This window comes from Streptomyces sp. NPDC006733, assembly GCF_040636125.1.
Classification (GTDB): Bacteria; Actinomycetota; Actinomycetes; order Streptomycetales; family Streptomycetaceae; genus Actinacidiphila.
Map to the genome: position 1 here is coordinate 145,278 of NZ_JBEYJD010000018.1, position 12,853 is coordinate 158,130.

The following is a 12,853-nucleotide window of genomic DNA, read 5'->3' on the forward strand; positions in this document are numbered from 1 at the left end:
CCCTCCGCGGACGGCGGAAGGCGCTTCGGAAACCGGCCGGATCCCCCCTGGGGGGACGGTCAGACCTGGACGGTGCTCGGCTTGTGGGCCGGGCGGGAGCGCTCGTAAGTGGTGATGTCGGCCTCGTTGGCGAGGGTCAGGCTGATGTCGTCCAGCCCCTCCAGCAGGCGCCAGCGGGCGTTGTCGTCCAGTTCGAACGCCGCGGTGATGCCCTCGGCCCGTACCTCGCGGGCCACCAGGTCCACGGTGACCTCGGCGGTCGGGTCGGCCTCGGTCAGCTTCCACAGCTGCTCGACGGTCTCCTGCGGCAGCACCACCGTGAGCAGGCCGTTCTTGAGCGAGTTGCCCCGGAAGATGTCCGCGAAGCGGGACGAGACGACGGCCTTGAAGCCGTAGTTCTGCAGCGCCCACACGGCGTGCTCGCGGGACGAGCCGGTGCCGAAGTCGGGTCCGGCCAGCAGGACGGTCGCCCCGTCGCGCTCGGGCTGGTTGAGGACGAAGGATCCGTCCTTGCGCCAGGCCTCGAAGAGCCCGTCCTCGAAGCCGTTGCGGGTGACCTTCTTCAGCCAGTGGGCCGGGATGATCTGGTCGGTGTCGACGTTGCTGCGGCGCAGCGGGACGGCCCGGCCGGTGTGTGTGGTGAACGCTTCCATCGGTATCAGGCCTCCACGGCGGTACGGGCGTCGGCGTCGATCAGGTCCGCGGGCGACGCGAGGTGCCCGAGCACCGCCGTTGCGGCGGCGACCTGCGGCGATACCAGGTGCGTACGGCCGCCCTTGCCCTGCCGTCCTTCGAAGTTGCGGTTGGAGGTGGACGCGGAGCGCTCACCAGGGGCGAGTTGGTCGGGGTTCATGCCCAGGCACATCGAGCACCCGGCGTGCCGCCATTCGGCGCCGGAGGCGGTGAAGACCTTGTCCAGCCCCTCGGCGACGGCCTGCAGGGCGACCCGGACCGAGCCGGGGACGACCAGCATGCGGACGCCGTCGGCCACCTGGCGGCCCTCGACGATGGACGCCGCGGCCCGCAGGTCCTCGATCCGGCCGTTGGTGCAGGAGCCGACGAAGACGGTGTCGACCTTGACCTCGCGCAGCGGCTGGCCCGCGTGAAGTCCCATGTACTCCAGCGCCTTCTCGGCGGCCAGGCGGTCGCTGGCGTCCTCGAACGAGGCCGGGTCCGGGACCGAGGCGCTGAGCGGGGCGCCCTGGGCCGGGTTGGTGCCCCAGGTGACGAACGGGGCCAGCGAGGCGCCGTCGATGCGGACCTCGTGGTCGAAGACCGCGTCGTCGTCGGTGCGCAGGGTCTGCCAGTACTCGACGGCCGCGTCCCAGTCGGCGCCCGAGGGCGCGTGGTCACGGCCCTGGAGGTAGTCGAACGTGGTGCGGTCGGGGGCGATCATGCCGGCCCGCGCACCCGCCTCGATCGACATGTTGCAGACGGTCATCCGGGCCTCCATCGACAGCTTCTCGATGGCCGGGCCGCGGTACTCGATGACATAGCCCTGGCCGCCGCCGGTGCCGATCTTCGCGATGACGGCGAGGATCAGGTCCTTTGCGGTGACGTCGGCCGGCAGCTCGCCGTCGACGGTGATCGCCATGGTCTTGGGGCGGGCCAGCGGCAGGGTCTGGGTGGCCAGCACGTGCTCGACCTGGCTGGTGCCGATGCCGAACGCGAGCGCGCCGAAGGCGCCGTGCGTGGAGGTGTGGCTGTCGCCGCACACCACGGTGGTGCCGGGCTGGGTCAGGCCCAGCTGCGGTCCCACCACGTGAACGACGCCCTGCTCGACATCGCCCAGCGGGTGCAGCCGCACCCCGAACTCCGCGCAGTTCTTGCGCAGCGTCTCCAGCTGCGTGCGGGAGACCGGGTCGGCGATCGGCTTGTCGATGTCGAGGGTCGGGGTGTTGTGGTCCTCGGTCGCGATGGTGAGATCGAGCCGCCGCACCTGGCGCCCGTTCAACCGCAGGCCGTCGAAGGCCTGGGGACTGGTCACCTCGTGCAGCAGGTGCAGATCGATGTAGAGAAGGTCGGGCTCGCCCTCGGCGCGCCGGACGACGTGGTCGTCCCAGACCTTTTCCGCGAGTGTCCTACCCATCGCTGTCCCTCCGACCGGCGTCGCTGCCGGCCAACTCGTCTGATGTGGGCGTCGTCCGATCCCCTCGTTCCGGACGGCGTCCCTGCCGTGTCCCCCAGCCTGACGGCTCGGCCGGAAAATTGAACTTGCGTTTCACAGTGTGAGACGCGAATATCGTCTCATGGACAACTCTAGCGGCGTCGGCGTTCTCGACAAGGCGGCTCTGGTGCTCAGCGCGCTGGAGTCCGGCCCGGCCACCCTGGCCGGTCTCGTCGGAGCCACGGGCCTCGCCCGCCCCACCGCGCACCGCCTCGCGGTCGCGCTCGAACACCACCGGCTGGTCGCCCGCGACATGCAGGGCCGCTTCATCCTGGGCCCCCGGCTCTCCGAGCTCGCCGCCGCGGCGGGCGAGGACCGGCTGCTGGCCACCGCGGGCCCGGTCCTGACCCACCTGCGGGACGTGACCGGCGAGAGCGCGCAGCTCTACCGCCGCCAGGGCGACATGCGGATCTGCGTGGCCGCCGCGGAACGGCTGTCCGGACTGCGGGACACCGTGCCGGTCGGTTCGACGCTGCCGATGAAGGCCGGCTCCGCCGCCCAGGTCCTGATGGCCTGGGAAGAGCCGGAGCGGCTGCACCGCGGCCTCCAGGGCGCCCGCTTCACCGCCACCGCGCTCTCCGGCGTGCGCCGCCGCGGCTGGGCCCAGTCCATCGGCGAGCGCGAGCCCGGCGTCGCCTCGGTCTCCGCGCCGGTGCGCGGGCCCTCGAACCGCGTGGTCGCCGCCGTCTCGGTCTCCGGACCGATCGAGCGGCTGACCCGGCACCCGGGCCGGATGCACGCCCAGGCCGTCATCGACGCCGCCGGGCGGCTCTCCGAGGCCCTGCGCCGCAACGGCTGAACACCCCTTCCCTCCCCACCCTCAGGGGAGCCCGCCGCGAGGGCCGACGCCGCCCCCCGCACCGGGCTCCACCACCCGACACGCCGGCGCGCCGGTGCCGGGGGCTCCGTCCACAGCCCCCGGCACCGGCGCGCCGCACTTCTCGCCCCCGCGCGTCAGCCCGCGCGGTACGCCAGCCGGTCCTTCGCGCGCTCGCCGCGGCGGCCGACGGGGACGACACCGGCGGCCTCGCCCAGGCCGTACGCCGGCATATTGACGTAGATCGACTCGTAGCCGCCCGCGGGCACCACGTAGGTCTCGTGGAAGATGCCGACCTGGCCCTTCCCCGCCCGCGCCCGCCGGTTGAAGTCCGTCCACGCCGGGCGGTGCTCGTTGTTCTGCGCCGAGGCGTACGCGATCAGCTTCTCGTGCGACTCCCAGTACTGGATCACCTCGAAGACCCGCGGCATTCCCGGCCGGAGCCGGAATCCCAGCAGCCCGCTCCCCTCCTCCCGCGACAGCTCCTCGAGCATGCGCGGCATCGCCCGGAAGACCGGCCACCAGCTGCGCACGGCCCGGAAGTTGTTGATCCGCATGCCGACGACGAAGACGATCACTTCGCCCTCCGCCGCGGCGGTCGTACGGCCTTCGATCAGCTCGGCGCCCATGGTGGCTCCCCCGTTTCGGATGATTGGATAGCTGCACTATCCATGGTTGGATAGTGTCACTCTCCAATGAAGGGCGCAAGAGGATGAAGCTCGCGGAACTGAGCGATCGCAGCGGCCTCCCGGCCGCCACGATCAAGTACTACCTGCGCGAGCAACTGCTGCCGGCCGGCCGCCGGATCACCGCCACCCAGGCCGAGTACGGCGACGACCACCTGCGCCGGCTGCGGCTCGTACGGGCGCTGATCCAGGTCGGGAAGATGCCGGTGGCCACCGCGCGCCAGGTGCTGGCCGCGGTGGAGGACGAGTCGCTCGACCAGAACGTGCGGCTGGGTGCGGCCGTCTGGGCGCTGCCGCAGGGCCCGGCGCCGGTGGAGGACGATCCGGCGACCGCGGTCGCCCGCCGCGAGGTGGAGCTGCTGATGCGGCGCCTGGGCTGGTGCAGGATCGCGGACGCCGGCGACGACTCCCCCGCGTGGGGAACTCTGGTGGTGGCGGTGGCCGCGCTGGTCCGGCTCGGATACCCCTGCGACGCCGACGACTTGGCGCCGTACGCGCGGGCCGCGGCCCAACTGGCCGTCACCGACCTGGATCTCGTCGAGCGGTTCCGCACGCCCCTGGAGCAGGTCGAGGCGGCGGTCGCGCTCACCGTGCTCTACGAGCCGGTGCTGCTGAGCCTGCGGCGGCTGGCGCAGGCCGAGGAGTCCAGCCGCCGCTTCGGCACGGAGAGTTGAGGGCCGGGGCAGCCGGCCGGACCGGCGCCGCGAACGGGAGGCGGACAGGAAAAGGAAGAGGCCCTCCGCCGGAGCGGAGGGCCTCTTCGATACGTACCCCCGACCGGATTCGAACCGGCGCTACTGCCGTGAGAGGGCAGCGTGCTAGGCCGCTACACAACGGGGGCTCGCACTTGCTTCACATACGATACTGCGCTGGGGTACCAGGACTCGAACCTAGACTAAGGGAACCAGAAACCCTCGTGCTGCCAATTACACCATACCCCATGGTGTGTCAAGTACCCCCGACCGGATTCGAACCGGCGCTACTGCCGTGAGAGGGCAGCGTGCTAGGCCGCTACACAACGGGGGCCCTAGCGATCCTGCATCGTCACGGCCAGGTGCGACCTGAAGGCGACGGAGAGAAGGATCTGTACCCCCGACCGGATTCGAACCGGCGCTACTGCCGTGAGAGGGCAGCGTGCTAGGCCGCTACACAACGGGGGCTCGCACTTGCTTTGTACTGCGCTGGGGTACCAGGACTCGAACCTAGAATAAGGGAACCAGAAACCCTCGTGTTGCCAATTACACCATACCCCACCAAAACGCAACCCCCAATCCGGGGGTCTGTTTGATGTTGCGCTTCCGGCCTGGCCTTTCGGCCCGGTCGGGCGGCGCAGGAGAAACATTACCCGATGGGGGACGGGGCTCCAAAACCGGTATTGGCGGCCAGCAGCGCGGGGAGCTCCGCCAGTCCGATGATCCTCCGCAGGTCCGCGGGGACACCGGGGCCCGCGGCGGCGCCCCCGCGGTCCAGCCAGATGCCGAAGAGCCCCGCCTCGTCGGCCCCGCGAGCGTCGATCTCCGGCTGGTCCCCGACGTACGCCACCTCGGCCGGCGGCAGGCCCAGCGCCTCGCAGCCCGCCAGGAACGCCCCGGCGGCGGGCTTGCTCACGCCCAGCTCGGCGGCGCAGAGCAGCACCTCGAAGTGGTCCCGCAGCCCCAGCGTGCGCAGCTTGCGCTCCTGGTGGACGGTGCTGGAGTTGGACAGCACCCCCTGCCGGTAGCCGGCCGCCAGCGCCACCACGGCGGGCGTGGCGTCCGGGAACAGGGCCCAGGCGGCCTCGTAGTGGGCGATGTAGCGGAGGAACCAGGCGGACGCCTCCGCGTCGCTCAGCGGCTCGCCCAGGAACTCGCGCACGCGGTCGCGGCGCTGGCCCTCGTAGTCGACGAGCCCGTCCGCGAAGCGCTGCCAGTGCCGGACGGTGATCGCCTGCCAACGGGAGAGGGCCTGGCCGGTGGATTCGGATCCACCGGCCAGGCCCTCGACCCGTACATGCTCAAGAAAGCCCTGCTCGTCCGCCGACGTGAAGTCGAACAGGGTGTCGTCCACGTCCCAGAGAATCCCTCGGATCGGCATACGGCCAACCCTAGGGCCGGGGCCCCGCTAGCCGCCGAGCTTCGCCAGTGCCGCGTCGATGCGGGCCAGCGTGCGCTCCCGGCCGAGGATCTGCAGGGACTCGAAGAGCGGCAGGCCGACGGTGCGGCCGGTGACCGCCACGCGGACCGGGGCCTGGGCCTTGCCGAGCTTCAGGCCGTGCTCCTCGCCCGCCGCCAGCACCGCTGCCTTCAGCGACTCCGGGTCGGACCAGTCGGCGTCGACGAGCTTGGCGCGGGCGGTGCGCAGCAGGGCGTCGGAGCCCTCCTTCATCGCCTTCGCCCAGGACGCCTCGTCCTCGACCGGCTGGTCCAGGAAGAGGAAGTCGACGTTGGCCGTGATGTCCGACAGGACCTGCAGGCGGGTCTGGGCGTACGGGGCGATCGCCTCCCAGGCGGCCTGGTCGAAGGCCTCGGGGGCCCAGTTGGCGTGCGGGGCCCGCAGCCACGGGGCGCAGGCCTCGGTGAAGGCCTTCACGTCCAGCCGGCGGATGTGGTCGGCGTTGATCGCCTCCGCCTTCTTGAGGTCGAAGCGCGCCGGGTTGGCGTTGACGGCCCCGATGTCGAAGGCGGCGACCATCTCCTCCATCGAGAAGACGTCCTGGTCGGCCGAGAGCGACCAGCCCAGCAGCGAGAGGTAGTTGAGCAGCCCCTCGGGCAGGAAGCCGCGCTCGCGGTACAGGTTGAGCGAGGACTCCGGGTCGCGCTTGGAGAGCTTCTTGTTGCCCTCCCCCATGACGTACGGGAGGTGGCCGAAGGCCGGGGTGGCGCCGTTGCCGACGCCGATCTCGGCGAGCGCGCCGTACAGCGCGATCTGCCGCGGGGTGGAGGACAGCAGGTCCTCGCCGCGCAGCACGTGCGTGATCTCCATCAGCGCGTCGTCGACCGGGTTGACCAGCGTGTAGAGCGGTGCCCCGTTGGCCCGGACGATGCCGAAGTCCGGCACGTTCTCCGGGGTGAAGGTCAGCTCGCCGCGCACCAGGTCGGTGAAGGTGATCGGCGCGTCCGGCATCCGGAAGCGGACGATCGAGGTGCGGCCCTCCGCCTGGTACGCCGCCACCTGCTCGGCGCTCAGGTCGCGGCAGTGGCCGTCGTAGCCCGAGGGACGGCCGGCGGCGCGGGCCGCGTCGCGGCGGGCGTCCAGCTCGGCCGTGGTGCAGTAGCAGTCGTAGGCGTGGCCGGCGTCCTGGAGCTTCTGCGCGACGTCCGCGTAGATGTCCATCCGCTGGGACTGCCGGTACGGGGCGTGCGGGCCGCCGACCTCGGGGCCCTCGTCCCAGTCGAAGCCGAGCCAGCGCATCGAGTCGAGCAGCAGCTCGTAGGACTCCTCGGAGTCCCGGGCCGCGTCGGTGTCCTCGATGCGGAAGACAAGAGTGCCGCCGCTGCCGTGCTGCTGGTGGTGCCGGGCGAAGGCCCAGTTGAACAGGGCGGTGCGGACCAGGCCCACGTGCGGGTTGCCGGTCGGCGAGGGACAGAAACGGACGCGTACGGGGGATGCGCTAGCCACGCTTGATCACCTTGTTGGTGAGAGTGCCGATGCCTTCGATGGAGACGGCGACCTCGTCGCCGACGTTGAGCGGTCCGACGCCTGCCGGGGTGCCGGTGAGGATGACGTCGCCCGGGAGCAGGGTCATGGCCTCGGTGATGTGCACGATCAGGTCCTCGATCGAGCGGACCATCTGGCTGGTCCGGCCCGCCTGGCGCAGCTCGCCGTTGACCGTGGCCGTGATGGCGAGGTCCGAGGGGTCGAGATCGGTCTCGATCCAGGGGCCGAGGGGGCACGCGGAGTCGAAGCCCTTGGCGCGGGCCCACTGGCCCTCGGCACGCTGCGCGTCGCGTGCGGTGACGTCGTTGGCGCAGGTGTAGCCGAGGATGACGTCCCGGGCGCGTTCGCGCGGGACCTCCCGGCACAGCCGGCTGATCACGACGGCCAGCTCGGCCTCGTGGTGGACCTCGTTCGAGAACGAGGGGTACACGATCGGGTCACCGGATCCGACCACCGAAGTGGACGGCTTGAAGAAGGCGACCGGGACCGTGGGGACCTCGTTGCCCATCTCCGCGGCGTGGTCGGCGTAGTTGCGGCCGATGGCCACGACCTTGTTGGGGAGCACCGGCGGGAGGAGCCGGACCTTGCTCAGCGGCACCTTGGTGCCGGAGAGCTCGAACTCGGCGAACGGGATGCCCTTGATGATGTCGAGGACGAGACCGTCGGGGACGGTCGGGTCGCCCTCGACCGCGCCGAAGGCGACATTGCCGTCGATGGAGAACCTGGCGATGCGCACGGGAAGCTGCTGCCCCTCACTGGCCGAAGACTGGATCTCTCCAGGTTAACGTGAGGCCCCGGGGCTCCCGGCTGATTTCGCCCGCGGCTCAGGCGGTGGGGGCGTCCACGAGGATCGTGCGGCGCGGGTTGGCCGTCTGCTGCGGCAGCGCGTCGCCGATGGTGTCCTCGGCCGCGATCACGGGCGTCTGCAGTTCCTCGGCGTCCTTGAGGTGCACAAGGGTGGTGCGGCGCGGGTTGGCGATCGGGCGGAACAGCATGGTGGTCTTCATGGGGTGTCTGGGCCTCAGGGGGTCGGGGCGCCGGGTGGGGCGCGCGGGTCTGCGGATTCACCGGGGATGCACTGGTTTACAGAACGCTGCCGTGCGTAAAGATCCAGGCTAGTGGCGACAGTTCCCCGTTCCCGGCGGCCCAGGCAACGATCGCGCTGTGATTTTGCTCACGAACTACCCGACATTCGGCCCGAAACGGACGGTGCGCGAGGGTGTACCAAGCGGACATTATGGGAGTTCGCGGACCTAACCCCTGACCCCGACAGGGGCGGAACGGCCTGCCCGGAGCGTCCCCGGGTGCCCAAAAGTTCCAGAATCGCGGGCTTTCTCCGAAACAGACCTGCACCCTCTGTCGCCGGACCGGCGCATTGAGTCACTCATTCCATTGACTGGGCTGCGGGCCTTGTTGGAGATCCTGCACTGTGCTGGAATTCCCCGGACCGCCACATCAATCGAAGCCAGCGCGTCAGGGGGCGCGTACGAGCATCGAGTGGCGGTGAAGGGCATCGTCGGTCATCCCTACTCCGGGATCACCGGGGCCCCCATGACTCGACACCGTCCCGCCGCACGTGCGGGGGACGCCTGGTCCAGAGGTTGCGACGCTAGTGCAGGGACGTTTCAAGAGGGACAGCGGCGCTGCGGGCGACCCGGAGCAGCCCGGCGGAGCCGACAGCGGTCCGTCTCCGCAGCGATCCGACGACGCCGTGAACACCGCGGCCGCCGGACGCTCGAGCACGCACAGCGGCATCGACGCCGGCCGGATCACGGGCGGTGTCGGTAAGCCGGGCCCCCGAATAGCCATGCGCAACTGGAGGATCAGCACCCGTCTGATCTCTCTGCTCGCCCTGCCGGTGGTCGCGGCCACCTCGCTGGGCGCGCTGCGAATCTCCAGCTCACTGGACAACATCGCCCAGCTCGAGCACATGAAGCAGCTCACCGAGATCACCGAGCACGCGACGGACCTCGCCGGCGCCCTGCAGGAGGAGCGGGACCGCTCCGCCGGCCCGATGTCCTCGGGCACCGGCAAGAGCGACGACGCCGTCGGCGCCTCCCGCGAGGCCACCGACCGCTACCGCAAGGTCTTCCAGACCACCACCGACGACGTCGACCCGAACGACCAGGTCTTCGTCGGTGTCCGCGCCACCCTGCTCGCCATCGAGCAGCAGCTCGGCAGCATCAACGAGATCCGCGACCAGGCGTACCAGCAGCCGCAGTACATCGCGCTGACGGTCAACAAGTACGACTCGCTCATCCAGTCGCTGCTCGCGCTGTCCCAGGACATGGCGCAGGCGACCAGCAACCAGGAGATGATCCGCAGCACCCGCGCGCTGGCGGCGTTCTCCTCGGCCAAGGAGTTCGAGTCCATCCAGCGTGCGGTGATCAGTGCCGCGCTCGCCCCGACGGCCGGCGCGACGATCTCGGAGAACGACTGGCAGTACGCCAGGGCCGCCGCGCAGTCCGAGAAGACCGCGCTGACCCGGTTCCAGAAGATCTACAACATCGGCGACACGACCAGCGACTACGCCGAGCTGATGGCGCCCCTCGAGGGCGGCAACGACACGATCAAGAACCACGACACCACCGCCGCGCGCATCCTGAACTCCAAGAGCGGCATCAACACCTTCGCGGGCACCGGAGCCACCTACCGCGACTGGGACGACGCCGCCCGGAGCAAGATCCAGGCGATGACCAACATCGAGCGGTCGCTGCTCAACGAGATGCAGCAGCAGGCCCTCAAGCTGCGCGGCGAGGCCCAGCGCCAGGCGATCATCGACGGTGCGATCATCCTGATCGTGCTCGGCGTCGCCGTCGTCGGCGCCTTCATCGTGGCCCGGTCGATGATCCGCTCGCTGCGCCGGCTGCAGGAGACCGCCCAGGACGTCGCCCAGAAGCGGCTGCCCGAGCTGGTCAAGCAGCTGTCGGAGTCCGACCCGCAGGACGTCGACACCTCCGTCGTCTCCATCGGCATCCACAGCCGGGACGAGATCGGCCAGGTGGCCCGCGCGTTCGACGAGGTCCACAGCGAGGCCGTCCGGCTCGCCGCCGAGCAGGCCCTCCTGCGGGGCAACGTCAACGCGATGTTCACCAACCTCTCGCGCCGCAGCCAGGGCCTCATCCAGCGCCAGCTGTCGCTCATCTCCGAGCTGGAGAGCCGCGAGGCGGACCCGGACCAGCTGTCCAGCCTCTTCAAGCTCGACCACCTCGCGACCCGTATGCGCCGGAACGGCGAGAACCTCCTCGTCCTCGCCGGTGAGGAGCCGGGCCGCCGCTGGACCCGCCCGGTGCCGCTGGTCGACGTGCTCCGCGCCGCCGCCTCCGAGGTGGAGCAGTACGAGCGCATCGAGCTCACCTCGGTGCCCGCCGCCGAGGTCACCGGCCGCATCGTCAACGACCTCGTCCACCTGCTCGCCGAGCTGCTGGAGAACGCCACGTCGTTCTCCTCCCCGCAGACCAAGGTGAAGGTCACCGGCCACGCGCTGCCGGACGGCCGGGTGCTCATCGAGATCCACGACACCGGCATCGGGCTCTCGCCCGAGGACCTGTCGGACATCAACGAGCGGCTCGCCAACCCGCCGACCGTGGACGTCTCGGTCTCCCGCCGCATGGGCCTGTTCGTGGTCGGCCGGCTGTCCCTGCGACACGGCATCCGCATCCAGCTGCGCCCGTCGGACTCGGGCGGCACCACCGCGCTCGTCATGCTGCCGGTGGACGTCACGCAGGGCGGCCAGAACGCCAAGAACGCGGCCGCCGGCAAGCGCGGCCCCATCGCGACGGGCATGCCCGGTACCCCCAACGGCCCCGGCGCCCCCGCCACCAACGCCTTCGGCGCCCCGGCCGCTCCCGCGGGCCAGGTCGGCCGGCCGCCGCAGCGCGGCCAGGTCGCGGGCGGCGGTCAGCGCCCCGCGCTGAACTCCGGCCCGGCGGGCCCCGGCAACCAGGGCGGCACGGGCACCCGGCGCGGCGGCCAGCAGAACGGCCAGCAGCAGCCGTCCGGGCCGAGCTGGGCCCAGGGCGGCGGTCAGCAGCCCCCGAACGGCCAGCAGCAGCCGCAGCGGAACCCGCAGGGCTTCCCGCCGGCTCCGGCGACCCGCTCCGAACACGGTCCCGCGATGGACGCTCCGCGCGGCCACGAGGACGTGGAGTCCACCGCCAGGTTCGAGCGCCCCGACTTCGACGGTCCGCCGCCCGGCTCCCGCCCGCAGCAGCAGCCGCAGCCGCGGGGCGACTTCCAGCGCCCCAACCCCGGCGCCGGCTCCCGCCAGGACGCCGGGCTGCCGCTCGGCGACCCGTTCTCGCCGGCCTCCAACCCGTACCCGGCACCCACGGCGCAGGACGCGGGCCCCGGCGGCTTCCGCTCCGACGTCTTCGGCGGAGCACCGGGCCCGGCCCCGGTACGCGGCGGGGCACGCCCCGACGGGTACCAGCCGGAGTCCACGGGCGAGTTCCAGCGCCCCCAGCCCGACAACAGCGGCACCGGTGAGTTCCCGCTGCCGGCCGGCCCCGGCTACTCCGACGGGCGGACCGACACCGGGCAGTTCCCGGTGGTCGGCAACCCGCAGGCGGACGACCGGTCGCTGATCGAGCCGTACCCGGGCCAGAACGTCCCGGCGCAGGGTCTGCCGCAGCGCGGCGGACGTCCGGCCGACGGCGGTTTCAACGGCGGCCGGCCGCCGCAGCAGGGCCAGCCGGGGCAGAACGGCCGGCAGGGCCAGCAGCAGGGCAACCAGCAGCAGGGGTTCCCGCAGCAGGGCGACCGGCAGCCCAACCGCGGCATGGAGCCGCAGCTGCCGCCGGTCTCCGAGCCGATGGCGCTGCCGCCGGCCCCGTCGCGCGGCGACGAGCCGACGCCGATCTTCGCCTCGATCGAGTCCGACTGGTTCCGCACCGGTCAGGCCGAGCGGATGCAGCAGGTGCACGTGGAGCGGGCGGCTCCGGCCGCGCCCGCCGCTCCGGTCCGCCCCGCCCCGCAGCCGCGGCAGACGCCGCCGGTCCAGCAGCAGCCGCTTCCGGCCCAGCAGCAGCCCCAGCGGGCTCGGGCGGAGCAGCCCGCGCCGGCTCCGATGCAGGCGCGTCCGGCCACCCCGGCGCAGCCGACCCAGCCGGCGCCGCGCGAGACGCCGAACTGGCGCACCTCTCCCAACGACGAACTGCGGCAGCGGGCCGAGCAGGTCCGCGAGCCGTCGGCGGGCGGGGTCACTCCCTCCGGTCTGCCGCGCCGGGTGCCGAAGGCCAACCTGGTCGCCGGCGGGGCCACTCCCCCGCAGGCGCCGCAGGGCGGTCCGCAGGTCTCCCGCGCGCCCGACGATGTGCGCGGCCGGCTGACGAACCTCCGGCGCGGCATCCAGCAGGGCCGTGAAGCGGGACATGGCAACACCGACGGCCGGGGCTTCGGCACGAATAACCAGGAGCGATAGTTGAGCGCGATGAGCCAGGCGGCACAGAATCTGAACTGGTTGATCACCAACTTCGTGGACAACACCCCCGGGGTGTCCCACACGGTGGTGGTCTCCGCCGACGGCCTGCTGCTCGCGATGTCCGA

General features: G+C 71.6%; 11 protein-coding genes and 5 tRNA genes. 4 read left to right on the top strand and 12 right to left on the bottom strand.

Translation table 11 applies throughout. The features are described from left to right. Positions 1–59 precede the first annotated feature (59 nt). Both leuD and leuC read right to left on the bottom strand, forming a co-directional pair. A complete protein-coding gene (leuD, locus tag ABZ721_RS18215; protein WP_358789618.1) occupies positions 60–653 on the bottom strand; it encodes a 3-isopropylmalate dehydratase small subunit in 594 nt (197 codons plus the stop codon). A gap of 5 nt (positions 654–658) precedes the next feature. Next, positions 659–2,089, bottom strand: coding sequence for a 3-isopropylmalate dehydratase large subunit (gene leuC, locus ABZ721_RS18220; RefSeq protein ID WP_358789619.1), 1,431 nt, complete (start codon positions 2,087–2,089; stop codon positions 659–661). A gap of 160 nt (positions 2,090–2,249) precedes the next feature. Here leuC and ndgR point away from each other — a divergent pair, with 160 nt between their 5' ends. Beyond that, positions 2,250–2,966 (top strand): IclR family transcriptional regulator NdgR, encoded by a 717-nt coding sequence (gene ndgR / locus ABZ721_RS18225; protein ID WP_138356489.1) that lies wholly within the window; start codon positions 2,250–2,252, stop codon positions 2,964–2,966. A 155-nt stretch (positions 2,967–3,121) separates the two neighbouring features. Here ndgR and ABZ721_RS18230 read toward each other — a convergent pair whose 3' ends face one another. Beyond that, positions 3,122–3,613 (bottom strand): DUF4188 domain-containing protein, encoded by a 492-nt coding sequence (locus tag ABZ721_RS18230; protein WP_358789620.1) that lies wholly within the window; start codon positions 3,611–3,613, stop codon positions 3,122–3,124. An 83-nt stretch (positions 3,614–3,696) separates the two neighbouring features. Here ABZ721_RS18230 and ABZ721_RS18235 point away from each other — a divergent pair, with 83 nt between their 5' ends. Beyond that, complete coding sequence (locus tag ABZ721_RS18235) at positions 3,697–4,344, top strand: MerR family transcriptional regulator (RefSeq protein ID WP_358789637.1); 648 nt, start codon at positions 3,697–3,699, stop codon at positions 4,342–4,344. Positions 4,345–4,438: 94 nt separating this feature from the next. Here ABZ721_RS18235 and ABZ721_RS18240 read toward each other — a convergent pair. From ABZ721_RS18240 to ABZ721_RS18280, 9 genes are all read right to left on the bottom strand, one after another. Next, positions 4,439–4,511 (bottom strand) — tRNA-Glu (locus ABZ721_RS18240). Positions 4,512–4,539: 28 nt separating this feature from the next. Beyond that, positions 4,540–4,611: transfer RNA gene (locus ABZ721_RS18245), tRNA-Gln, on the bottom strand. Positions 4,612–4,623: 12 nt separating this feature from the next. Then, positions 4,624–4,696 (bottom strand) — tRNA-Glu (locus ABZ721_RS18250). 61 nt (positions 4,697–4,757) lie between these two features. Beyond that, positions 4,758–4,830: transfer RNA gene (locus ABZ721_RS18255), tRNA-Glu, on the bottom strand. A gap of 21 nt (positions 4,831–4,851) precedes the next feature. Continuing rightward, a tRNA-Gln gene (locus ABZ721_RS18260) sits at positions 4,852–4,923 on the bottom strand. 88 nt (positions 4,924–5,011) lie between these two features. After that, entirely contained in the window at positions 5,012–5,743 is a 732-nt protein-coding gene (locus tag ABZ721_RS18265; protein WP_358789621.1) for an HAD family hydrolase, read from the bottom strand. Between the two features lie 27 nt (positions 5,744–5,770). Continuing rightward, entirely contained in the window at positions 5,771–7,267 is a 1,497-nt protein-coding gene (gene gltX / locus ABZ721_RS18270) for a glutamate--tRNA ligase (protein ID WP_358789622.1), read from the bottom strand. Then, the gene (locus ABZ721_RS18275; protein ID WP_358789623.1) at positions 7,260–8,042 is read right to left on the bottom strand and encodes a fumarylacetoacetate hydrolase family protein; all 783 of its coding nucleotides are present in this window, start codon (positions 8,040–8,042) and stop codon (positions 7,260–7,262) included. The genes gltX and ABZ721_RS18275 overlap by 8 nt, the downstream gene beginning before the upstream one ends. 88 nt (positions 8,043–8,130) lie before the next feature. After that, entirely contained in the window at positions 8,131–8,313 is a 183-nt protein-coding gene (locus ABZ721_RS18280) for a hypothetical protein (RefSeq protein WP_358789624.1), read from the bottom strand. A gap of 605 nt (positions 8,314–8,918) precedes the next feature. On the opposite strand from ABZ721_RS18280, the gene ABZ721_RS18285 reads away from it, so the two are divergent. Further along, positions 8,919–12,728 carry a nitrate- and nitrite sensing domain-containing protein gene (locus tag ABZ721_RS18285; RefSeq protein WP_358789625.1) on the top strand — a complete coding sequence of 1,270 codons (3,810 nt, stop codon included), beginning with the start codon at positions 8,919–8,921 and terminating at the stop codon, positions 12,726–12,728. Further along, a partial coding sequence (locus ABZ721_RS18290) for a roadblock/LC7 domain-containing protein (protein ID WP_358789638.1) occupies positions 12,729–12,853 on the top strand: 125 nt, incomplete at its 3' end.